Source organism: Arthrobacter sp. MW3 TE3886 (assembly GCF_041262145.1).
Taxonomy (GTDB): Bacteria; Actinomycetota; Actinomycetes; order Actinomycetales; family Micrococcaceae; genus Arthrobacter.
In genome coordinates, this window is record NZ_JBGCAN010000001.1 from 966398 (window position 1) to 988455 (window position 22058).

The following is a 22058-nucleotide window of genomic DNA, read 5'->3' on the forward strand; positions in this document are numbered from 1 at the left end:
AGCAAACGCACGGCTTTGCCCCCGCAACAGGGGGCAAAGCCGTGCGCCGTCCATTGCCGCTGGGAGGCTACTCCGGAACCACCAGCGCGGGCGTGTCCTTCCGGATCGTCTCGCCCCGGAAGAAGCCCGGATGCAGTTTCGCGGCGACCAGCATGATCACGACGCCGAGGGCGAGGATGCCGATCCCCAGGATGAACACCAGGCCCACCCCGAAGACCTCCGAGCCGCTGCCGAATTCCGGTGCCCAGCTGTCCACGGCGGTCTGGAAGAAGACCACGGTGAGGACCAGGCCGCCCAGCACCGGGAACAGCAGCCGCATGAAGAAGTTGCGGACGCTGGAGAACAGGCTGTGCCGGAAGTACCAGGTGCAGGCGAACGCCGTGAGGCCGTAGTAGAAGCAGATCATCAGGCCCAGGGCCATGATGGTGTCGTTCAGGACGTTCTCGCTGACCACCTTCATGACGGCATAGAAGCCGCCGGAGATCACACCGGCAATCACCGTGGCGAAACCGGGGGATCCGAACCGCTTGCTGACGGAAGCGAAGCGCGGCGGCAGCGCCCCGTAGTGGCCCATCGCCAGCAGGCTGCGGGCGGGGGAGGCCATGGTGGACTGCAGGGACGACGCGGTGCCGGAGAGCACGGCCAGGGACATCAGGATGGCCAGCGGGCCCATGACGGGAGAAGCCAGCGCTGCAAAGATATTCGACTGGTTGTCCGGGTTGTTCAGGCCGATGCCGTCGGTTCCGGTGCCGGCAACCATCATGGTGGCCACGATCGCGACGAGGTACAGGGCCAGGACGGCGACCGCCGTCGTGGTTCCTGCCCGGCCGGCGGTGCCCTTGCCGCCCTTGGTTTCCTCGTTCACGGTGAGGCAGACGTCCCAGCCCCAGTAGACGAAGACGGCCAGTGACATGCCGGCGGCGAACTGCTCGAAGCTGCCGATCTTCATCGGGTTGAACCAGTCCCAGCTGAAGGCGATCGCGGTGCCCGAGTCGCCCGAGGCAGCGTGGGTGAGTGCCATGACGACGAAGATGCCCAGGACGAGGACCTGGAATCCGACCATGGTGTACTGCACCAGCTTGGTGGCGTGCAGGCCACGGTAGCTGACCCAGACGGCCAGTGCCACGAACACCAGGCACGTCACGATGTTTAAGGCCGTGTTGGAGGTCAGGTCCGCGAGTTCGGGATTGTTGAACATCTGGGCCAGGAAGAGATAGAAGAAGTCCACCGCGACGCCGGCCAGGTTGGACAGGACGATGATGTTGGCGGCCAGCAGGCCCCAGCCGCCCAGCCAGCCGACGAACGGGCCGAACGCCTTCGTGGCCCACGTGAAGGTGGTGCCGCTGTCCGGTGAATCGGCGTTGAGCTCACGGTAGGCGAACGCCACCAGGATCATCGGGATGAACGCGACAATGAAGATCGCCGGCAGCTGCAGGCCCACGGCCCCGACGGCGGGTCCCAGCGAACTGGTCAGGCTGTAGGCGGGGGCCACGGAGGAGATGCCGAGGACGACGACGGCGAGCAGGCCCAGCTGGCCGCCCCTGAGTCCCTTGCCCGTGATGCCGTGCTTGGAACCGGCCGGATCGACGACGTCGGGCGCGGTAGTGATGCCGTCTTCGCGGCCGATAGTTTGACTCATGGCTGACCTGTCTTCTGGGGGACGGACGGTTGCTGTTGGGTGATGCAGTGGATGCCGCCGCCGCGGGCGAAGAGCTCGCGGGCGTCGATGCCGACTACCCTGCGGCCGGGGTAGGCGTCGCCAAGGATGCGCAAGGCCTTTTCGTCCATCGGGTCGCCGAAGGTGCAGGCGATGACGCCGCCGTTGACCACGAGATGGTTGATGTAGCTGTAGTCGACGAAACCCTCCTCGTCCGTCAGGGTTTCCGGGGCGGGGACCTCGATGATGTTCCATTCGCGGCCGGCCGCGTCCCGGGTGGTGGCGAGGTGGCTGATGATGTCCCGGCTGACCTCGAAATCGGGGTGTGCCGGGTTCTGCTGGGAATGGACCAACACGGTGCCGGGGGACGGGATGGCCGCGACGATGTCGACGTGGCCTCGGGTGCCGAACCGTTCCGAATCCCGGGTCAGCCCGCGGGGAAGCCAGACGACGTGGCTGACACCGAGGGTCCGGGCCAGCTCGGCCTCGACGTCGGCCTTGCCGAGCCCGGGGTTGCGGCCCGGGTCGAGCTGGACCGTCTCGGTGACGAGGACCGTGCCTTCCCCGTCGACGTGGATGCCGCCGCCCTCGTTCACCAGCGCGGAGACGAGGTGGCTGGCTCCCGAGCGGGCCGCGACGTCCGCCGCCACGAGCGAATCCCTGTCCCAGGCGGCCCAGTCCTGGCCGCCCCAGCCGTTGAAGACCCAGTCGACGGCGCCGAGCCGGCCGCCGTCGTCGAGGACGAACGTGGGGCCGATGTCCCGCATCCAGGCGTCGTTCAGGGCGGCGGGGACCACCTCGATGTCCGGGTGGAGGTAGTCCGCCGCGGTCTGCACATCCGCCGGCGCCACCAGCATGGTGACCGGTTCGAATTCCACGACGGCGTTCGCGACGGCGGCCCAGACGGAGCGGGCGGCGTGGGCTTCTGCCTCTGTGTCGCCCAGGGTGTAGCCGCCGGTGGGGAACGCCATCCAGACCCGGTCCTGGGGTGCCGTTTCGGACGGCATCCGCCAGGCGCTCATGCGTTGGCCTTGCTGGTGTCGGAGCCGAGCGGGGCGTCGGCGCGTACCGGTTCGGTCAGGCGCCCGTACGTGTCCGGGCGGCGGGTGGCCAGGAAGGGGAAGAGCGTCAGCCAGTCCCGGCGCTGGTCGAGATCGAGGTCCGCGACAATCACTGCGGATTCGTCCCGCGGTGCCTGGGCGAGGATACGGCCGTAGGGGTCGGAGACGAAGGAGGAACCGTAGAAGTTCAGCGTGCCTTCGCTGCCCCAGCGGTTGGGGACCACCATGAACAGCCCGTTGGCGATGCCGTTGCCCACAATGACCTGCTGCCACAGCGGCTGGGTGTCGAAGTCCGGGTGGTCCGGCTCGGAGCCGATGGCGGTGGGGTAGACCAGGAGCTCCGCCCCGCCGAGGGAGTAAATCCGCGCCAGCTCCGGGAACCACTCGTCCCAGCAGGTGGGCATGCCCAACCGTGCGCCGCCGAGTTCGTCGGGGGCATGGACCTCGTAGGCGTCGTCGCCGTCCGGGCCCTGGCGGAAGAATTTGTCCTCGTAGTAGCCGGCCGTGACGGGAATGTGGAGCTTGTGGGTGCGGGCCAGGAGTTCGCCCCCGGGGGACACCAGGATGGCGGTGTTCAGGCCCAGGCCGTCGTCAGTGCCGTCCGGATTCTCCGCCTTCTGGTAGAGCGAGGCGTGGACGCAGATTCCGTGTTTCCGGGCCGCGTCCGCCGCGAAGCGGAACGTGGGGCCGGTGAAAAGGTCCTCGGCGATGTCCGAGGGCCGCGGGCGCGTGGTCCCGCCCCGGGCGGCGTCATTTTCGGGAAGCGTGTCCGCGGGGTAGCGGGACAGTGTGAGCTCGGGGAGGAAGACGACGGCGGCTCCCAGCCGGGCCGCCCGCCCGATGCCTTCGTCCAGTTCTGCGTGCAGGGCTTCGGCGTCAGGATGCCAGCGATGCTGCACGACGCCGACCCCGCAGCGCGGGCCGGCTGGACTGCGTTGTGCTGGACGGCGCGGTAGGGGACGAGGCGGTGCGGGCCAGGGAGGGCGGGGTGTCGAGGGACGTGATTTCGATCATGGCTACTCCAGTGAGACGGGCGTCACATTAATGAACAGTGTTCATTTAGTTTGAGGGTGACGGGCGCGCGGGGCAAGACCTAATATGAATAAAGTTCATTTATTTATTCGCGGTGCAACCTGCGGCGTCCCGGGACCGGCGGCCGGACCGCTGCCAACCCGCGGCGCGGACCTCCCCGGGGGTGCGGGCCGTAAGGCCCTAGACCGTGGATTGGACCCGGCAGAGTCTGGGGTATGACTCAAACGAACCCGGGGTCGGCTCCGGACATCAGGGCCGCCCAACTCAAGGAACAGCCCACTGCGGTGGTGCGTGAGACAGTCCCGATGGATGCATTGCGGGAATTTTTCGGCCGTGCCTTCTCCGCCGTCATGGGTGCGGTGCAGGAGCAGCACGTCCAGTTGGCCGGACCGCCGTTCGCGCTGTACCGCGGCACGCCGACCGACGTCGTCGACGTCGAGGCGGGGTTTCCGCTCGCCGCACCTTTCACGAATCCCGGCGGCGCGGACACTGCGGTCATCGCCGGGATCCTCCCCGCAGGCCAGGGCTACGAGGCGATGCACATCGGCCCTTACGAATCACTGCAGCACACCTACAGCGCGATCATGGCGCGGATGCGGCAGGACGGCGCGAACCCGGGGGTGGCGATGTGGGAGTACTACCTCACCGATCCCGGCGTCGAACCCGACCCGGCGAAATGGCAGACCCTGGTGGTCTGGCCGGTTGCCTGAACTGCCGCACCTGAACTGCCCGTTCGAAGCTCGGAGACTCGCCGCAGGGGTCCGCTGCACCGGTTTTCCAGGGCCTGTCCGACTCATTGTGTCTGATAGGCCACACTATTGCTCAACTCCATGCATAATGTCCTAAACTGCTTCACTGAGGTGCCTGAAATGGCGCTGCGCAGCAACGAAAGTGAACCCCGATATGGCTACCGATTACGACGCCCCACGCAAGACAGAAGAAGAATCTCCCGCTGAGTCGCTGGAGGCGCTTCAGGCGTCCCGCGGCGGCGGCGCGCAGACCGCCGTGATCGACGTCGATGAGAATGACACCGCTGAGGGCATCGATCTTCCCGGTGCGGATCTGTCCGGCGAAGAGCTGACGGTCATTGTTGTTCCGGAGCAGTCCGATGAATTCACCTGCTCCTCCTGCTTCCTGGTCCGTCACAGGTCCCAGGTGGCCCTTGAGAAGAACGGCATGAAGTACTGCCGCGACTGCGAAGGCTAAAACCTTCCAAGCAACAGCCAGGCCGTAAGAAGCGCCGGACCCGCGAGGGTGCCGGCGCTTCGCCGTTCCCGGCCTGGCCCGGGGCTGGCGGCGTTATCTGTTCGTGAACGATATTCACTGGTTGTGTCCGTGAAATCCGTCTGTGATCAGCAACGGGCCACGCTAACGGTTGGGCGCCGAAACCGTGGAGGACCTCGCCCGCCGGGTCGGGGCCGCCTACGCTGGAAGCGTCTGACCTGCGCTGACCGTTCCGCCAGCCCAAGGGCCCAGGCAGTACGAGGGGGTGGCGGGGTTGCAGAAGACCCAGTTGCAGAAGACCCAGTCGCGGAAGTTCCGCGCGTTGCTCGCATCAGTGCTGATGGCCGTCGGTCTCGGGATTCTTGCGCCGGCGCCTGCCGCCGCGGACCCCTACTGCGGACAGGCCTGGGGGTCGCTGGCCAAAGCGGATCCCGCCATGAGCCAGGCCAAGGTGGTGAACGTCCGGACCGGTCAGCACTACTGTTTTGACCGGCTGGTCATTGACCTCAACGGCCCCGTGGCCGGCTACAGCGTCCGCTACGTACCCGGGGTAGTGCAGGACGGGTCCGGCCTGCCGGTCCCGCTGCGGGGCCAGGCCTTCATTCAGCTCACGGTCAATGCACCCGCATATGACGACGCCGGCAATCCCACCTACAACCCGCCGAACAAGAATGAACTGGCTGACGTGGCCGGCTACCAGACCTTCCGGCAGGTGGCGTGGGCGGGCAGCTTCGAGGGCTATTCGACCATTGGCCTGGGGGTACGCGCCCGGCTGCCGTTCCGGGTCCTGACCCTGCCCGGGCCGGACGCCGGGTCGCGGCTCGTAGTGGACGTGGCGCACTTCTGGTGAAGCCGGTGAAGCTCGTGAAGCTGGAGAGGCGCAGGGCAGGGCCGCGCGCTTGCCGGGCGGCCGACTAGAGGGAGTTGAGTTCGGCGCGGAGCGGGAAGTCCCGGCCGTCCAGCACAAGCTGCGTGCAGCGTCCTGTGGCGCGGTTCAGAATGATCGGAGCCATGAGGTTGACGGTCGTGGAACCGGGGGAGTGGTTGACCACGACCAGGACCTGGGCGGCCTCCCGCTCGTCGAGTTCCAGGGCCTCCAGCGATGCCGCCGGGACCGGCGGAGCGTAGCTGGGTGCAAACACGGCGGCGTCGGCCAGGAACAGCCGCACCGGGCTCGAACCTGCCTCCAGGGCGTACAGGCCGGCCGCGCCCTCGACGCTCCGCAACGCGAAATCGTGCAGCTCCTCGAATCCCGGCATGGGTGCGGTGAAAGAGAGGGGCAGGCTGGCGACCGGAGTGTCCATGACCGGGGTGCTCACCGCAGGAAGTCCATCAGGGTGGGCTGAAGCACCCGGGCCGTCGCCGCGAGGGCCACCTGGTAGTTGGTTTCCTGAAGCTTCAGGTCCATGATGACGCTGCCGAGATCTGCCTTTTCAATGCCCATCTTCTGTGCATCCAAGGTGGCCTCCAGTTCGGTGTTGACGTTGCCGGCGCGTTCCAGCTGCACCTGCCGTGTTCCTATTTCAGCACGCCCGCTGACGATGTTCTTGAAAGACGCTTGCAGGTTTGTGAGGTTCACAGTGGCATCCTCACCTTTGCGCAGGGACTCGATGGTCTTGGTGACGGCGTCGAAGACGGAGCCGGAGCCGCTGCCGAAGATCGCGGCGCCGTCCGCGTCGACCTGGACGGTTCTGTCGGCACTGATGCGCCGTTCCACTGAACCGCCGGCGACGCCGTTGAAGACCGGGGGAGTCCCGGTGTCACCCGGAACCGTCGGGTCGGCCGGGATGGCCGGGCTGAAGGCCGTGGCCGCGTCAGAACTTCCAGCAAAAATGTTGCGGCCAAGGTGCTTGCTGTTGGCGGTTGACAGCAGATCCTTGTTCAGCCCTTCGAGCTCGACGGCGATCGCGTCCTTGCCCGCCTGGTTGAGTGCCCCGTTGCCGGCCTGGACCGTGAGGTCGAGGATGCGGTTCATGACGTTGGTGGCCTGGCTGAGGGCGGAGTCGGCCGCGTTGAGCCAGCCGGCGCCGTCGTCGATGTTCCTGCCGTACTGGGCGTTGGCGGCGAGCCGTGCGCGCGTATCGAGAGCCTGCGCGGTGGCGGCAGGATCGTCGGAAGGACGCGAAATCTTGTCCAGCGTGGTGGCCTTTTCCTGCAGCTGGGCCAGCTTGGACTGCTGGGCCTGCAGGGTCCGCTGGGCGGTTGTGCTCATGGTCAGGTTTGTTACCCGGTTCAGCATGTCTACCTTCCTACCAGTCCGGTGCGGTTGATCAGGACGTCCAGGGCTTCATCCACAGCCGTCATGACGCGGGCCGCGGCCTGGTACGCGTGCTGGTTGGTGAGCAGGCTGACGTTTTCCTCGTCCAGGCTGACGGACGCCTGCGAGGCGCGGTTGGACTGCGCGGAGATCTCCGCTGCCAAGCTCAACGCTTCATGCTGCTGGGCGCCGCGGGACTGCACACCGATCCCGGTGACGATGTTTGCCCAGGCGCTGTCCGGAGACCCCGGCCCAGTGCCAAGCTGTGAGATCTTGTCGGCGAGGCTGCCGTCCAGGTTCCCCGCACCCGCCACGCCGACCGCGACTTCCGCGGCGGCCTTGGGCACAACGGCCAGGGCGAGGGCAGCAGGGCCCGCGGCCGCCGGGTCGAAAAAGTTGCCCGATGAAGTACCGTCTGAGGTCCGTCCGCCGAAGTGAAGGGCGTTGACCGCGTCCCGCAGGTCGCCGGCGAACTTGTTCAGTGACTGCGCGGCCGAATCGATGGCACCGCCGTTCGCTGCAGGGGCCAGGACGGACAACGCGCCGGCGATCTCGCCGTCGGCGACGGCGATTGCCGCGCCCGGCCGGTCCGCCCACTCAAGCTGCACGGCGGTGCCGAGCTTGTCCGACGTCTGGCTTCCGGAGAGGGCGAGGGCCCGGACGGAGCTGCCCATCACGAGGGCGTTTCCGCCGACGTGGACATCCACAGTGCCGTCGGCCTGTTCCCTGACGGTGCCGCCGGTCAGCCGGGAGATGGTCTCGGTGAGCTTGGCCCGGGCGTCGATCAGCTCGTTGGCGGATCCTCCTGCGGCGAGGGTTGAGCGGATGCTGGTGTTGAAGGCGGCCACCTGCGTGGCGGCGGCATTGACGGCGTCTACGGCGCCCTGGGCCTGGCCACGGACGCTGCTCCACTGGTCCTCAAGGGAGCGGTAGGAAGAGGAGACCTTGGTGGCGAGGTCGTTGCCGGCCTGCAGGACCAGTCCCTTGGCGGCGGAGTCGTTGGGCTGGTTGGCGGCGCCTTGCCAGGCCGACCAGAAGCCCTGGAGCGCGGTGGAGATGCCGTTTTCGCCGGGTTCCTGCAGCATGCCTTCGATCCCCTGGAGCGCCGAGGACCGGGCGCTGGCGTAGCCGGACTGGGCCGCCGTCGATCGGACGCCCGAGTCAAGGAAGCTGCTGCCCAAGCGTGCGATGCCGTCCACGGAGACGCCGTTCCCGGCCTCGGGGCGGCCCGAGCCGAACAGGCCCTGCGCGGGAGCCGCGATTGACGACTGCTGAACGCGCTGCCGGGTGTAACCCTCGGTGGCGGCGTTGGCAATGTTCTGCCCGGCCACGTTCATGCCCTGCTGGGCGGCGGTCAAGCCACGGTAGGCGGTGTTCAGGGCGCCGAAGGTACTCATGGTCGCTTCCTTAGAATTGCTTGTCGAAAATACGCGAGGCTGCAGTTTCCCCGGTCTTACCCTGGGCGTCATAGGTGCCGGCCGCAGCGGTGGGCCGCAGATCGGCGAGGGATTCCTGGGTGGAACGGACTGCGGTGCGCAGATACTGCTCGTTGGAGTCGCGCAGTTCCTTGATCAGTGTCGTTTGGTGGGTCAATGCCGTCAGATGAGCCGTGAGGATCTCGGACCAGGCGCCTTCCGGCGCGGCAGCGGCGAGTTCGCCGAGGGACGCGTCAGTGGGCAGCCCCCAGGTTTCGGCCACAACGGCGGCTTCGATGGTGCGGGCCAGGCTCGCCTTGGAGAGGTGTTCCAGGACCTGCTCGACTTCCTTGGTGCCGTGGGGCAGCCAGCGGGATTTCCCGGCGGTGAGCAGCAACTGCTCTTCCTCCAGCTTGAAGGTGAGAACGTCCAGGAGTTCACGCTCCCGCCACAGCAGGGCTGAAAGTTCGTGGATGGCCATGGTCCGGACGGCTCCCTCATCTGTGAATGGTGCGAATGGCTGGTGCGGTGGTGCCGGGGCGTCGATTTCATCGTGCGGACGATTCAGCCTCCAGCAGGGTTCGTAGAAACTATCGGCAGGGGCGCGGGATTCGTTAGCGGCAATAAGGCTGATAACAGTCAGGAGTGGCCCGGCGTTGAACTGGAAACTCTTTTTGGAATCTTCCTTACGCGTGCTGGCCAAATGGCGATAACTACTCCTGAAGGCCCACGGATGGGCCATCGCACATCGTCCCAATCATGGAGGAAACATCATGGGAATGCAGATCAACACCAACATGGCTGCGAACAACGCTTACCGCAGCCTCAGCAACACCCAGACCGACCTGTCCAAGTCGCTGGAAAAGCTTTCCAGCGGCCTGCGCATCAACCGCGCCGGTGACGACGCGGCCGGCCTGGCAATCTCCGAGGGCCTGAAGTCCCAGATCGGTGGCCTCACGGTCGCCGCTCGCAACGCCCAGGACGGCATCGGTGCAGTCCAGACCGCCGAAGGCGGCCTGAACCAGGCACACTCCATCCTGCAGCGCCTCCGCGACCTGAGTGTCCAGGCCGCGAACGACACCAACAGCTCCGAGTCCCGCGGTGCCATCAAAACCGAAGCTGACAGCCTCGTGAAGGAACTGGACCGCATCGCCGGTTCGACGAACTTCAACGGCGCACAGTTGCTGGACGGCTCCAAGGCGAAGATGTCCCTGCAGGTTGGCGCCAACTCGGACGCCAACAGCCAGATCGACGTCAACCTCGGCGGCGCCAACGTCAAGACCATCGCCAACGCGCTCGCGGGCGGAAGCCTGACCACCACGGGCTCCTCCTTCGCCGCTACAGTCGGTTCGCTGACCACGGCTGCTGCAACGTTCGAGAGCACCACTGCGGCCGGCGTGAAGACCACGGTCACCACCGCGGTGCTCGCCGATACTGCCGACGGATCCGCCGCTAGCTTCCAGAGTGTGGAAGAGTACGCCGGCGCCCTGCGCAGTGACGCCAACTTCGCTGCCAACTTCACCGTTGCAGTGACCAAGGACGCCAACGGTGCGGGCACCGGCATCGTCGTCACCGCCCTGGACGGCGGCACCGTCTCCACGACGGCGGCACCGGCAGCGGGTCTGGCGACGGGTGGCTCCACCGGCACCGCCCTTACCGGTGGTCTGAAGTTCGACAGCGCGGCCAACGCGCAGGCTTCCATCACCCTGATCGATGCCCAGATCAAGTCCGTTTCGACGGCTCGTGCAGACCTGGGTGCCACCCAGAACCGCCTCGAGTCCGCCGTACAGACCATCAACGTGGCCAAGGAAAACCTGACGGCTTCCAACTCCCGTATCCGCGACACGGACATGGCTGAGGAAATGGTCAAGTTCACCCGCAACAACATCCTGTCCCAGGCCGGCACCGCAATGCTGGCCCAGGCAAACCAGTCCAACCAGGGTGTACTGCAGCTCCTGCGCTAAACCCCTGCGGGAAGCGATCACTCCGGTGACTTCCGCTAGGTAGTTCAGACTGCACGTGGCGCCCGGGGAGAGAATTCTTCTCCCCGGGCGCTGTGCAGTACCACCAGCCATTACTGATTCAGCCAGCCATTGTTCTAAGGAGTTGTAGGCATGGGACTTTCTATTGACGGACTTTCCAGCGGTTTGGACACCACAGCCCTGATCAATTCCCTCATGGCCGTGGAAGCAATCCCGCAAAGCCTCATCAAGAACAAGGCCGCAACTGTCCAAACCCGCATCTCGGCCCTGCAAGGACTCAATACCGCCGTCGCGGACCTCGCAACCAAAGCCGGCAAGCTCTCCGACCCCAAGAGCCTGGAACTGTATTCCGCCTCGAGCAGCTCCGCCAAAGTCACCACCACGGTCGGTACCGGGGCGAAACCCGGTGCGGTTGATTTCACGGTCTCGCAGCTGGCCCAGACGCAGGTCTCCGTCAGCAAGAACCTCGCCGCGTGGCCTTACACCACAATGACGGTCACCGGTGAAGGCGGCCAGGCCATCACAGTCACCCCGCTCACCTCCTCCCTGGACGACGTCGTTTCCGCCGTGAACCTCTCCGGCGCCGGCATTGTCGCATCGAAAGTTTCCGTGGGCGGCGGCGAGTACAGACTGCAGTTTGCCTCGTCCAAGACCGGCGTCGCCGGCGGGTTCAGCATCGCCGATCCGGACGGCACCGCCGGCCTGACCAAAGTGCAGCCTGCGCAGGACGCGCAGATCAAGCTGTGGGCGGGAACAGCTGCCGAAGCGACGCTCAGCTCCGCCACCAACACCTTCGCGGATGTCCTCAGCGGGGTCTCGATCACCGTCTCCGAGGTCTCTACCACTCCGACACGGGTCACAGTTGCCCGTGACAACGCCCAGATCAGCAAGGCCGCCTCTGATCTGGTCAGCTCCGTCAACGCAGTCCTGGCACAGATCGGCACCAAGAGCGCCGTGGTCAGCAGCACCGACGCCGCCGGCAACCCCGTCACCTCAGGCGGCGTGTTCACCGGAGACAGCACCATCCGCAATGTCAACGCCGCGATCCTCGCCGCGGCGTCCCAGCCGTTGAACGGAAAGTCGCCGTCTGAGCTTGGCATCAGCGTCACCAAGACCGGGTCGATGGAATTCGACGCCACCAAGTTCGGCGATGCCTTGGCGAAGGACCCGGCCGGAACGATGGCGGCCGTGGCCACCATTGCCGGTCGCGTGGCGGACGCTGCCAGGCAGGCCTCCGATCCCGCCACTGGACTGCTCAGCACCAAGATCAAGGGACAGCAGACCGCCGCGAAGGACTACACCGAGCAGATCGCCGACTGGGACGACCGCCTGGAGATGCGCCGGACCACCCTGCAGCGGACCTACTCCGCGCTGGAGGTCGCTCTCAGCGGCATGAAAGCGCAGTCGTCCTGGCTGTCCTCCCAACTCGCAGGACTCTCTTCAGGAAGCTCTTCATCATGACTCTGACCTCCTTCGGCGGCGGATACGGCAGTGCCGGCCAGCGGAACCAGTACCTCGCGGACTCGGTCCTGTCGGCTCCGCCGGCACGCCTGCTCACCATGCTCTACGACCGGCTCCTGCTGGACTTGGGCCGGGCGGAAACGGCGCAGCACGCTGCCGACTGGGCCACCGCATCGGAAAACCTGCTGCACGCCCAGGCCATCGTGTCCGAGCTGTCCTCCTCCCTCAAGGTCGACGCATGGGACGGCGCCAGCGGGCTGCTGGGGGTCTACAACTACGTCTCCACGGCACTGATCAACGCGAACATCCAGCGGGACGCGGCCCTGACCCGGGAAGCGATCGAACTCTTGGAGCCCCTGCGGCAGACCTGGCACGAGGCCGCTGCCGCGGCACCCGTGCCCGCAACCCCCGCGGCGTTTCCCGCCGCAGCTCCAGCCGGTTTCCCGGCAGCAGGGGCCTGGAACGCCGGGCCCGGAACAGGCGGCGGGAGTCTCGGCTTTGGCTGAACAGGCATACTCGGATATCGGCCTAGGGGGAGCCGGATCCAACGACGCCGCTTCATCCCTTCCCGGCAAGATCCCTGAAGACACCACCCTGGCAGCTTGGATGGCCGTCCTGGATGTACTTGAAATGGCGGTGCAGGCCGCCGAGCGGACCCTGAAAGATCCGCTGGGCCCGCTGTCCGCGCCCGCGGGATCGGTGGCGGAACCCCGGCCGGAAAAGCGCTGGTCTCCGCCGTCGATGACCGGGCCGTTGCCCGCGACCGCCCGGCGCCGCGCCGTCGCCCTGGCAGCGGCCCAGGAACGCGTTGCCCTCCGGCTGGAAGAGGCGCGGCTGGGCGTCGCCCGGCAGCTGCAGGCGGTCTCGTCCGTGCCCGGTGTGGGGGAGTCCGCCGGGGCCCTGTACCTGGATGTCAACGGCTAGGAATCCCGGGTTCCAAAACATCTGAAATCCTCTCCTGATTTCACCTAACGCGGCGCTGAGCAGTGCCGATAACCACTGTAAGAGCACGGATCGCTCGATTACCGGCCACGGATCGGCCACCCCCACCTTTCCCAGGCAGGACTCTGTGCTCGAATCCGTGACTTCCGCCGCCCTGGCCAGCGCCATGGACGGGCTGGCACTGCGCCAGCGGACCATCGCGAACAACATCGCGAACGTCAACACGCCGAATTACCACGCGAAGCGGGTCAGCTTCGAGGACGCCCTCGCTGCGTCGGTGCAGTCCGGGAGCGGCCGCGTCCAGGCAACCACGGCGGAATCCCTGGAGCCCACCCAGCTGAACGGCAACAACGTCAACCTGGACACCGAGACCCTGTCCAACATCGACACCGTGCTGCGGTTCCAGTTCGCTGCCCGCGCCGTCAACACCGAATTCACCGCCGTGCGCTCCGCCCTGAGGACCAGCTGATGACCTTCGACGCAATCGGCATCGCCGGCTCCGCCCTCACCGTCCACCGCAAGTGGCTCGATGCCGTCTCGGACAACCTCGCCAACATGAACAACGCCTCCGCCACCTCCGGCCCCGCCTTCCAGGCCCGGTATGTTGAGGCCGCAGAGGGCTCGCAGGGCTCGGGCGTGTACGTCAAGAGCACCCAGCTCGGCAACGCCGAGGGCAGGATCGTCTACCAGCCGGACCACCCGCTGGCGGACGCCAACGGCAACGTGAAGTACCCGGACATCGACATGGCCGAACAGATGGGTGCGCTCATCATTGCCCAGCGCGGCTACCAGGCCAACGCGCAGGTGGTGGATCGCGCCCGCGAGACCTACATGGCCGCCCTTGAGATTGGACGCTCCTAATGACTGTCGCCCCCCTCGCACCCGTCCAGGGCGTCCTGCCGACAAACTATGTGACAGGCGCCGGAGCGGCCCCCGTTGCCGGCACTGACGGCTCCGCCTTTGCCGCTTCCCTCACCGGCGCGGTGGATAACCTCCAGCAGCTGCAGTCGACGTCGAACCAGCTGGCTGTCTCCGCCGTGACCGGCAACCTGGATGACATCCACAACGCCACGCTTGCCGCGACCCGCGCCCAGGTGACGCTCGAGCTCATGGCCACCGTGCGCAACAAGGGCGTTGACGCGTTCAACGAGATCATGAGGATGCAGGCCTGATGCCTCCGCAGATTACCGCTTTCTTCCAGCGCTTCGGCGCGGGCTTGAAGAGCTTCACCGCCGGCCAGCGCACCATCGCCGTGATTGGCGCCGCCCTGCTGGTGGTGGGCATTGTGGCCCTGTCCGCCTGGCTTACCCGCCCCGTGCTGACCCCGCTGTTCTCCGGCCTCCAGACCACCGACGCCAACGGCATCGTCGAACAGCTCCGCAAGGACAACGTTCCGTACGAGCTCAGCGACGGCGGATCCACCATTCTGGTGCCGCAGGACAAGGTCTACGACGAGCGCCTCAAGGCAGCGGCCGCGGGCCTGCCGACTGCCGCCGCCACCGGGTACTCCCTGCTGGACAAGATGGGCGTGACGTCCTCGGAGTTCCAGCAGTCCGTCACCTACAAGCGCGCCCTCGAAGGCGAACTTGCCAGCACCATCTCCGCCATGGACGGCGTGAAGACCGCCGCCGTCCGGCTCGCCATCCCCGAGAAGACAGTGTTTGTGTCCAAGGCCCCGGACACCACCGCCTCGGTGTTCATCGAGACCGACGCCGGCGCCACCCTGTCCAGCGACAGGGTGCAGGCAATCGTCCACCTGACCTCCGCCGCCATCGAAAACCTCAAGCCCTCCAACGTCTCCGTGGTCGATTCCCAGGGCAACGTGCTCTCCACCGTCGGCGGCGGGACCGCGGGATCGTCCACCAAGCAGGCCAGCGACTACCAGCAGCGGACCTCCGACGCCGTCCGGGCCGTCATGGACCGTGTGGTGGGTCCGGGCAACTCCACGGTCGCCGTTGCCGCCGACGTGACGGGCGAATCGGCCCAGCAGAAGAGCGAGACCTTCTCCAACGCCGAGGGTGCCCTGCCGCTCAGTGAATCGTCCAAGACCGAGACCTACACCGGAACCGGGGGAGGCGCCGCGGGCGTCCTCGGCCCCGGACAACATCGCTGTTCCCGGCGGCACGAGCGGCAACGGCAACTTCGATTCCTCCACCGAGACCAAGAACAACGCGGTCAACAAGGTCACCGAGGACCGGGTCATCCCGGCCGGTGCCATCAAGCGGCAGACCATTTCGGTGGCCGTCAGCCAGGCTGCCGCCGGCGGCCTGAACCTGGCCTCGCTGAAGAACCTCGTCACCTCCGCCGCCGGGGCCGACACCGCGCGCGGCGATGTGGTCACGGTCGAGGTTGTGCCGTTCAGCACCGCCGCCGCCGACGACGCCGCCAAGGCGCTCGCCGAGGCCCAGGCCAACGCCGAAGCCGAAAAGCAGGCCGCGTTCTTCGGAACCCTCGTCACCGCAGGCAGCATCCTGCTCGGCCTGCTGATCCTGGCCCTGGTGGTCACCATCATCCTGCGGCGCCGCCAGAAGCGCGAGCCCGTGGACCTCGGCGAACGCCTGGACCTGGAGATCATGCCGGTGGCCCCGCCCGTGGTGGCCCTTCCGCCGGCGACGTCGGCGATCCCGATCACCGCCCTGCCCCCGCTTCCGGGCCCGAGCACCGAGCAGCTGGAATCCGAGCGCCGCCGGTTTGAAATCGACAACATGGTCGCCGCCAACCCGGAACGGGCCGCCGACTACCTGCGCAGCCTCATGGATGACAGGCAACCGGCATGAAAGCAACCGATACGCCCCTGACCGGCACCCAGCGCGCCGCCGTCGTCCTGATGCAGATGAGCCCCGAGAACGCCGCCAAGGTCATGGCCCAGCTCACGGACACCGAGGCGGAGGAGATTGCCGGCGAGATCGTCAAGCTCCGGAAAGTGGACTCGGACGTCACCGAGCAGATCATGAAGGACTTCCACCAGGCCGCGCTGACAACCACGCGCCAGGCCCGGGGCGGGCGGGAACTCGCCGAGGGCCTGCTGGAGGCCTCCTTCGGCTCGGAGAAGGCCGCCGGGCTCATCAACCGCCTGACCGTCAACATGGCCGGCAAGTCCTTCGAGTTCCTCGAGGACATCGAACCCGTGCAGATCCTGGCCCTGATCGACGGCGAACTGCCGCAGACCATCGCCCTGGTCCTCGCCCACCTCAGCCCGCGCAAGGCCTCGGCCGTGATGTCCGGGCTGCCCGGCTCGCTGCGGGCCGACGTCGCCCTCAGCATCGCCACCATGGGATCCGGCGCGCCTGAGGCGATCGGGATTGTCGCCGACACCCTCAAACTCCGCGGCGGCGCCGCCGTATCCCAGCAGGCCTCGAAGGTGGTGGGCGGCATCCAGCCGCTGCTGGAGATCATCAACCGGACCGACGCCGGCACGGAACGATCCGTGCTGGACGGCCTGGACCTGCTCGATCCCGACCTCGCGGTGGAGATCCGGGCCCAGATGGTGACGTTCGACGACATCGTGAAGCTGGAACGCCGCGACGTGCAGCTGGTGCTGCGCGGACTCGACGCGGCCGTCCTGGCGATGGCGATGAAGGGCGCCTCCGAGCCGGTCCTGGAAACCATCACCACGAACGTCTCCGGGCGCAACCTGGAAATCCTCGAATCCGAGATCGCCGCCCTGGGACCGCTGCGGGCCTCGCAGATCGAAGAGGCCCGTGCCGCCGTCGTCCGGTCCATCCGCGAACTCGAGGCCGAAGGCCAGATCACCATCCAGCGCGGGGACGAAGAAGACTATGTCTACTGACAACGCCCCGGCGCGCGTCGTCTTCCCGTCGCTGCGGGCCAACGGCCCGGCCGCCGAGCAGGCTGGCTACACCGAAGGCCACGCCGCGGGCTACGCCGCCGGGGTGCGCGCCGCCGCGAAGGAACAGCGCCGTTGGCGGGACCGGATGTCCGCCGAACAGGCTGCGTCCCTGGCCGCCGGACAGCAGGACCTGGACCGTGCCGTGCGCGCCCTCGCCGTCGCCAGGACAGACTTTGCGCACCGCAACGTGCAGGCGCTGCAGGATGCCGAAGAAATCCTGGCCCGCACGGCGCTGGAACTGGCCGAGGCCATCCTCGGCTACGAACTGTCCGAAGGCACCCGGACCGCCCGGGCCGCCCTGGCCCGCGCCCTCTCCGGGAATGACTCCGCCACGGTGCTGGCAATCCGGCTGCACCCGGCGGACATTGACGTCCTCAGCCGGGAAGGCCAGGAACTGCCCGCCGGTCTGCCGCTCATCGCGGACCCCTCCCTCGGCCGCGGCGACGCGAAGGTCGAATACCAGCAGGGCTGGTTCGACGCCAGCCTCCGCACAGCCCTGGGGCGTGCCCGCGCGGCGCTGCTGGGAGAGGCAGCGTCGGCAGAAGCCCTGCCGGGAGACGCCTTGTTGGGAGACACAGTGTTGGGAGACACAGTGCTGGGAGAGTCCGGCCACGCAGAATTCGACGCCGGCGCCTACCGGGGCCAGGCATGATCGCCGAGTGGCGGCCCACGGGCGCCGACTATGCCGCCGCGCTGGCCGCGGCCGCCCCGCAACGGGTCGGCGTCGTCACCTCGGTCATCGGGCTGGGCCTGGAAGTGTCGGGTCTGGACTGCGCCCTGGGTGACCTCGTGACCGTGGGAGAGAACCCGGGCCTCGACGCCGAAGTCGTCGCGGCGCTGGACGGCTCCGTGCGCTGCATGCCGCTGGGCCGGCTGGCCGGCGTGGCTGCCGGTGACCCGGTTCGCGCCAAAGGCAGCGCGGTATTGGTTCCCACCGGGCAGGGCCTGTTTGGCCGGGTCCTGGACGGCCTGGGACGCCCGATCGACGGCAAGGGTCCGCTGCTCAGCGGGCCGCGCGTGCCGATCGACAACGAGGCACCGAACGCCATGAAACGCGCCCGCATCGACACCGCGCTGCAGACCGGCGTGCGCGTCCTGGACACCATGACCACGCTCGGGAAGGGCCAGCGCATGGGCCTGTTTGCCGGCTCCGGGGTCGGCAAATCCTCCCTGCTCTCGATGATTGCCCGCGGTACCGACGCCGAGGTCTCGGTGATCGCCCTCGTTGGCGAACGCGGCCGCGAAGTCCGCGAGTTCCTCGAAGACGACCTCGGCGCCGCCGGCCTGGCCCGCTCCGTGGTGGTGGTCGCCACCTCCGACGAACCCGCCCTCATGCGCATGCGCGCAGCCTTCACCGCCACCCGCATCGCCGAGTCCTTCCGCGACCAGGGCCAGGATGTGGTCCTCATGATGGACTCCCTGACCCGGGTGGCCATGGCGCAGCGCGAGATTGGCCTCTCGGCCGGCGAGCCCCCTGCCACCCGCGGCTACCCGCCGTCGACCTTTTCCATCCTGGCGCGGCTGCTGGAGCGCGCCGGCACGGCCGAAACCGGCTCCGTCACCGGCATTTACACCGTGCTGGTGGACGGCGATGACCACAACGAGCCCATCGCCGACGCCGCCCGTTCCATCCTGGACGGCCACGTGGTGCTGGACCGCAAACTCGCCGTCACCGGGCACTTCCCGTCCGTGGACGTGCTCGGATCCGTGTCCCGGGTGGCCAGCAAGGTCAATTCCCGGCCGCACCTCGACGCCGCCGCCACACTCCGCCGGGTCCTCGCGGCTCGCAAGGCGGCACAGGACCTGATCGACGTCGGCGCCTACCAGGCCGGGACCAACCCGCTGGTGGACGCAGCGCTGAACCACGAGCACGCCGTCAGCGGATTCCTCCAGCAGCCGATGGACGAATCCACGGCCCACCCCGAGTCCTGGCAACGGCTCGGCCACCTCACTTCGATCCTGGGAGCAGCAGCATGAACCGCGAATTCTCACTGGCCGGCCTCCTGCGCCTTCGCCAGCTCCAGCAGGACCAGGCGGCAACCGGGCTGGCGCGCGCCCGCTCACGTTCCAGCTCCGTCCGGGTCCGCGAAGCCGCCGCCCGCCGCGAACTTGCCGCCACGGATGACCCCATCTCCAGCTCGGCCTCCCTGCGCGCCGTCGCCGCGGCCCGGTCGTCCGCGCACAGCATGCTCGCGGACCTGCAAAACCTCACCCACCTGGCCGAGGCCGACGAAGCCAACGCCCGCGCCGAGTTCATCGCTGCCCGCACGCGGTCCGTGGGCCTGGAAAAACTGCAAGCCCGGCACGACGCCGAGGTCAACTCCGCGGACCTGCGCGCCGAACAGTCGGCCCTGGACGAGATTGCCTCGACGCTCTGGCACCGCGATGAGCAGCAGGTGAAGCCATGAGCATGACCGAGGCGATCGGCCGGATGCAGGGCATCCAGTCGATGATCGCGGAATTGAGCCGGCCCGCGGCCACCGAAACCAGCGCCGCCGCGGCCAAGGCTGCGGCTGCGGCCTCGCTCGCGACCGCAACCGGCACCGGCGACTCCGCCACGTTCACCCAGGCACTGGCCGCGGCACTGGGCGGCAGCGGCGCAACGGACACCGCCTCCCTCACGGACAGCCTCGGCCTGGGCGCCTCTCTGGGCGCCTCTCTGGGCACCTCATTGGGTCTTGGCGGCACATCGGGACTGGGTAGCGCTGCGGCGGCCGGGACCGCGGCGCTGACCGGCGCCCAGGCAGCCGGATCCGTACACACCGGTGGGTCAGCGACGGGCAATGACGTGGTGGCCGTGGCGAAGAAGTACATCGGTGTTCCCTACGTGTGGGGCGGCACCAACCCGGCCACCGGCATGGACTGCTCCGGCTTCACCCAGCGGGTCTTCAAGGACCTCGGCGTGGAGCTTCCCCGTGTGGTGAGCGACCAGATGCGCCAGGGCACCCCGGTGGCGTCCCTCGCCGAAGCGAAACCCGGGGACCTCCTGGTGAGCTTCGGCGGCAACCACATTTCCATCTACCTGGGCAACGGCAAGGCGATCGACGCGCCCGTGCCCGGCAAAACCGTCCAGATCCGCGATGCCTGGGAGCAGCAGTCCAACCTGACCTCCATCCGGCGCATCGTTCCCGCAGGGGCGGCATCATGAAGGCGGCATCGACGGAGCTTGCGGCCGCGCTGGCGGCGCCGGTCCGGGCGGCCCGGCAGGGCGCGGACCCGCGGCCCGGCAACGACAACGCAAACACAGCCGCCGCGTCCTTCGACTCGGTCCTCAATGACGTCCAGGGTGCAGCAGGCAACAGCACCGCGGCAGAGCCCGGCGCCGCGAAGGCCGTGCCGGCGCCCGACGACGCGGCGGCCGAAACGCCGCAGCACGACGGCGACACGGACAGTGCTTCTAAGACCGGCACCGCCGCGACCCCTGCTCCGCCGGCCGATGCTGCTTCCGCGGCCGTACCGGGGACCGACGCCGTTTCGTCCGGCAGCGCCAGCCTTGCGGCCCAGTTCGCCCCTGCCGAATTCCAGCCAGCCCAGTACGGCACGGCCGAATTCCTCCCGGCCCAGTTCGCCCCGGCCGACTTCCCGCCGGCCCAGTTTGTCTCGTTTGGGCAGGTTGGCCAGGTTGCGCAACTTGGTCAGACTGCGCTGCCCGGACAGTCGGCACCTGCCGTTGCCCCGGCGGCGGACAGCAACGACGGCTCCCGCACTGCCGCACCGGACGCCACTGCGTCCGCGACCTCGGCGGTTCTTCCCGACGAAGTGCCGGCCGCCGCCGCGCACACCCTAGCCGCCGCTGCGCAGGCCCCGGCCGTCGCGACCCCGGGATTGGCCGCCTGGCGGCGCCACACTCCGGCCGCCGTGCCCGCTGCGACCATGCCGGACGGTAAGCCGAGCGCCGTTGTGGCCTCGCAGACCGCGGGCGCAGACGCCTTTGCCGACACATCCGACGGGTCCAATGCGGCCGCCGGCCGGACTGGGCAGGATCCTGCCCTGACGGCTGCGCCCGTCAATGCCGTGAACACCGCACCGGCTACAGTTGCCGCAGCGCCGCTGTCCGCGGTACCGCCCAAGGCTGCACCGGCAGGGCAAACCCCGGCAGCGCCGGCGCAGGCCACCGCCACAGCGTCGGCCGCGTCGGCAGCACCGAGCGGGGCAGCGGCGGCACAGACCGCCCAGGGACTTGGTCCCGTGCTTGACGCTTCGCCGGCGGCCACCGCCGCGGCCGTGCCCGCGCCGGCGCTCAACGACGCGGGCGTCGCCGCCGTCGCCGCCGTCGCCGCGTCCGCGCGCGGACAAGCGCCGTCGGCGCCGACCCCCGCCCCCGGTACTGCCCCGTCCAGCAGCGCCCAGGCCGGCACCACACCCTCCGGCAGCACGTCTCCCGGCACCGCACCCGAAACCGCATCCACACCGGCAGCCACACCTGCACCCGCACCTGCGCCGGTGCACGCCGGCGTCCTGGCGGACCCCGCCGCGGCACCCGGGCCCACCGCCGCACAGGCTCCGTCCGATCCGGAAAGCGGAGCCCCTGCGGCCGCCGCAATACCCGTCCAGCAAACTGTGGCGGCGCCAACCGTCGCCCAGGCCGTGCCCCAGCCGGCTGCCCAGATTGCTGCCCAGCCGGCGTTCCAGCCGGTGTCCGCGCCGGCACCCCAAGCCGCGGCACCCCTCCAGCCCCAACTGGCCAAACCGCTTTTCACCCTCGTGGGGGCACCCCATGGCCAGCACATCATGACGCTCAAGGTCAGCCCGGAAGATCTCGGTCCGCTGACGGTCCGGGCCCAGATCGACGCCGCGGGCGTGCGGATTGAGCTGTTCGCCCCGGGGGAGGCGGGACGTGAAGCGGTCCGCGGAATCCTGCCCGAACTCCGCAGGGAACTCCACGGCGCCGGATTCGGGGCCAGCCTTGACCTCTCCGATCACAGCGGCCCCGGGTTCGGACAGCACGGTGCCCAGCACGGCACGGGCCAGGACCGGGCCGGTACCGGCGGCCAGTTCGCCGCCGGCCGGGACCCCGGCGGCAGCGGCTCCGGCCCGGGCGGCCGGAACGGGCCGGCCGAGCCGCGGCCCGGAAACCGCTGGGATGCGCTGGCCGATGATCAGGCCATCCGCACCGCCAGGCTGTTGAACGGCCCCCAGACCACCCTCGACATTCTTGTCTGACACGAAGGAACGCG

The 22058-nt window shown here is 68.2% G+C and carries 24 protein-coding genes and 1 pseudogene; 18 read left to right on the forward strand and 7 right to left on the reverse strand.

Going from position 1 to position 22058, the window contains the following annotated elements; translation table 11 throughout:
* Positions 1-67: 67 nt before the first annotated feature.
* The 3 genes from ABH915_RS04470 to ABH915_RS04480 are packed head-to-tail and all read right to left on the reverse strand — an operon-like array spanning position 68 to position 3617.
* Complete coding sequence (locus tag ABH915_RS04470) at positions 68-1639, reverse strand: APC family permease (RefSeq protein ID WP_370118229.1); 1572 nt, start codon at positions 1637-1639, stop codon at positions 68-70.
* Positions 1636-2679 carry an agmatine/peptidylarginine deiminase gene (locus ABH915_RS04475; protein WP_370118232.1) on the reverse strand — a complete coding sequence of 348 codons (1044 nt, stop codon included), beginning with the start codon at positions 2677-2679 and terminating at the stop codon, positions 1636-1638. Before ABH915_RS04475 ends, ABH915_RS04470 begins: the two co-directional genes overlap by 4 nt.
* A complete protein-coding gene (locus tag ABH915_RS04480) occupies positions 2676-3617 on the reverse strand; it encodes a nitrilase-related carbon-nitrogen hydrolase (RefSeq protein WP_370118235.1) in 942 nt (313 codons plus the stop codon). Before ABH915_RS04480 ends, ABH915_RS04475 begins: the two co-directional genes overlap by 4 nt.
* A 348-nt stretch (positions 3618-3965) precedes the next feature.
* On the opposite strand from ABH915_RS04480, the gene ABH915_RS04485 reads away from it, so the two are divergent.
* The 3 genes from ABH915_RS04485 (at position 3966) to ABH915_RS04495 (ending at position 5824) form a co-directional block, all read left to right on the forward strand.
* Positions 3966-4460 carry a GyrI-like domain-containing protein gene (locus ABH915_RS04485; protein WP_370118238.1) on the forward strand — a complete coding sequence of 165 codons (495 nt, stop codon included), beginning with the start codon at positions 3966-3968 and terminating at the stop codon, positions 4458-4460.
* Positions 4461-4653: 193 nt separating this feature from the next.
* Positions 4654-4956: a DUF4193 domain-containing protein gene (locus ABH915_RS04490; protein WP_018775830.1), complete on the forward strand. Its 303-nt coding sequence runs from the start codon at positions 4654-4656 to the stop codon at positions 4954-4956.
* A gap of 358 nt (positions 4957-5314) precedes the next feature.
* Positions 5315-5824: a hypothetical protein gene (locus tag ABH915_RS04495; protein WP_370124933.1), complete on the forward strand. Its 510-nt coding sequence runs from the start codon at positions 5315-5317 to the stop codon at positions 5822-5824.
* 64 nt (positions 5825-5888) lie between these two features.
* Here the strand turns inward: ABH915_RS04495 and fliW are convergent, their stop codons facing one another.
* From fliW to ABH915_RS04515, 4 genes are read right to left on the reverse strand one after another with little or no spacing between them, the layout of a single operon-like run.
* Positions 5889-6293 (reverse strand): flagellar assembly protein FliW, encoded by a 405-nt coding sequence (fliW, locus tag ABH915_RS04500; RefSeq protein ID WP_370118241.1) that lies wholly within the window; start codon positions 6291-6293, stop codon positions 5889-5891.
* Positions 6290-7213, reverse strand: a complete 924-nt coding sequence (gene flgL, locus ABH915_RS04505; RefSeq protein ID WP_018775827.1) for a flagellar hook-associated protein FlgL — start codon at positions 7211-7213, stop codon at positions 6290-6292. Before flgL ends, fliW begins: the two co-directional genes overlap by 4 nt.
* A 2-nt stretch (positions 7214-7215) precedes the next feature.
* The gene (gene flgK / locus ABH915_RS04510) at positions 7216-8628 is read right to left on the reverse strand and encodes a flagellar hook-associated protein FlgK (protein ID WP_370118243.1); all 1413 of its coding nucleotides are present in this window, start codon (positions 8626-8628) and stop codon (positions 7216-7218) included.
* A gap of 10 nt (positions 8629-8638) precedes the next feature.
* On the reverse strand, positions 8639-9127 hold the full coding sequence (locus tag ABH915_RS04515) for a flagellar protein FlgN (RefSeq protein WP_018775825.1): 489 nt from the start codon (positions 9125-9127) through the stop codon (positions 8639-8641).
* A gap of 292 nt (positions 9128-9419) precedes the next feature.
* Here ABH915_RS04515 and ABH915_RS04520 point away from each other — a divergent pair, with 292 nt between their 5' ends.
* The 15 genes and pseudogenes from ABH915_RS04520 to ABH915_RS04590 all read left to right on the forward strand — a co-directional run bounded on the left by ABH915_RS04520 (position 9420) and on the right by ABH915_RS04590 (position 22044).
* Positions 9420-10610, forward strand: a complete 1191-nt coding sequence (locus ABH915_RS04520; protein ID WP_370118247.1) for a flagellin — start codon at positions 9420-9422, stop codon at positions 10608-10610.
* A gap of 150 nt (positions 10611-10760) precedes the next feature.
* The gene (gene fliD / locus ABH915_RS04525) at positions 10761-12089 is read left to right on the forward strand and encodes a flagellar filament capping protein FliD (protein WP_370118250.1); all 1329 of its coding nucleotides are present in this window, start codon (positions 10761-10763) and stop codon (positions 12087-12089) included.
* Positions 12086-12595, forward strand: a complete 510-nt coding sequence (gene fliS, locus ABH915_RS04530) for a flagellar export chaperone FliS (protein ID WP_370118253.1) — start codon at positions 12086-12088, stop codon at positions 12593-12595. Before fliD ends, fliS begins: the two co-directional genes overlap by 4 nt.
* A complete protein-coding gene (locus tag ABH915_RS04535; protein WP_051533238.1) occupies positions 12588-13013 on the forward strand; it encodes a hypothetical protein in 426 nt (141 codons plus the stop codon). Before fliS ends, ABH915_RS04535 begins: the two co-directional genes overlap by 8 nt.
* A 145-nt stretch (positions 13014-13158) precedes the next feature.
* Entirely contained in the window at positions 13159-13500 is a 342-nt protein-coding gene (flgB, locus tag ABH915_RS04540) for a flagellar basal body rod protein FlgB (protein WP_018775820.1), read from the forward strand.
* Complete coding sequence (locus tag ABH915_RS04545; RefSeq protein WP_370118258.1) at positions 13500-13892, forward strand: flagellar basal body rod protein FlgC; 393 nt, start codon at positions 13500-13502, stop codon at positions 13890-13892. The genes flgB and ABH915_RS04545 overlap by 1 nt, the downstream gene beginning before the upstream one ends.
* Positions 13892-14203, forward strand: coding sequence for a flagellar hook-basal body complex protein FliE (fliE, locus tag ABH915_RS04550; protein ID WP_370118261.1), 312 nt, complete (start codon positions 13892-13894; stop codon positions 14201-14203). The genes ABH915_RS04545 and fliE overlap by 1 nt, the downstream gene beginning before the upstream one ends.
* A pseudogene (fliF, locus tag ABH915_RS04555) lies at positions 14203-15066 on the forward strand (flagellar basal-body MS-ring/collar protein FliF); the annotation flags it as partial. The gene fliE and the pseudogene fliF, both read left to right, overlap by 1 nt.
* The gene (locus ABH915_RS04560; RefSeq protein ID WP_370118264.1) at positions 15065-15808 is read left to right on the forward strand and encodes a flagellar M-ring protein FliF C-terminal domain-containing protein; all 744 of its coding nucleotides are present in this window, start codon (positions 15065-15067) and stop codon (positions 15806-15808) included. The pseudogene fliF and the gene ABH915_RS04560, both read left to right, overlap by 2 nt.
* Positions 15805-16821 carry a flagellar motor switch protein FliG gene (gene fliG / locus ABH915_RS04565; RefSeq protein ID WP_018775816.1) on the forward strand — a complete coding sequence of 339 codons (1017 nt, stop codon included), beginning with the start codon at positions 15805-15807 and terminating at the stop codon, positions 16819-16821. Before ABH915_RS04560 ends, fliG begins: the two co-directional genes overlap by 4 nt.
* Positions 16811-17533, forward strand: coding sequence for a FliH/SctL family protein (locus ABH915_RS04570; protein ID WP_370118267.1), 723 nt, complete (start codon positions 16811-16813; stop codon positions 17531-17533). Before fliG ends, ABH915_RS04570 begins: the two co-directional genes overlap by 11 nt.
* Positions 17530-18858, forward strand: a complete 1329-nt coding sequence (locus tag ABH915_RS04575) for a FliI/YscN family ATPase (protein WP_370118270.1) — start codon at positions 17530-17532, stop codon at positions 18856-18858. The genes ABH915_RS04570 and ABH915_RS04575 overlap by 4 nt, the downstream gene beginning before the upstream one ends.
* The gene (locus tag ABH915_RS04580) at positions 18855-19289 is read left to right on the forward strand and encodes a flagellar FliJ family protein (protein WP_026538968.1); all 435 of its coding nucleotides are present in this window, start codon (positions 18855-18857) and stop codon (positions 19287-19289) included. Before ABH915_RS04575 ends, ABH915_RS04580 begins: the two co-directional genes overlap by 4 nt.
* Positions 19286-20029, forward strand: a complete 744-nt coding sequence (locus ABH915_RS04585; protein ID WP_370118275.1) for a C40 family peptidase — start codon at positions 19286-19288, stop codon at positions 20027-20029. The genes ABH915_RS04580 and ABH915_RS04585 overlap by 4 nt, the downstream gene beginning before the upstream one ends.
* Positions 20026-22044 carry a flagellar hook-length control protein FliK gene (locus ABH915_RS04590; protein WP_370118278.1) on the forward strand — a complete coding sequence of 673 codons (2019 nt, stop codon included), beginning with the start codon at positions 20026-20028 and terminating at the stop codon, positions 22042-22044. Before ABH915_RS04585 ends, ABH915_RS04590 begins: the two co-directional genes overlap by 4 nt.
* Positions 22045-22058: the final 14 nt, after the last annotated feature.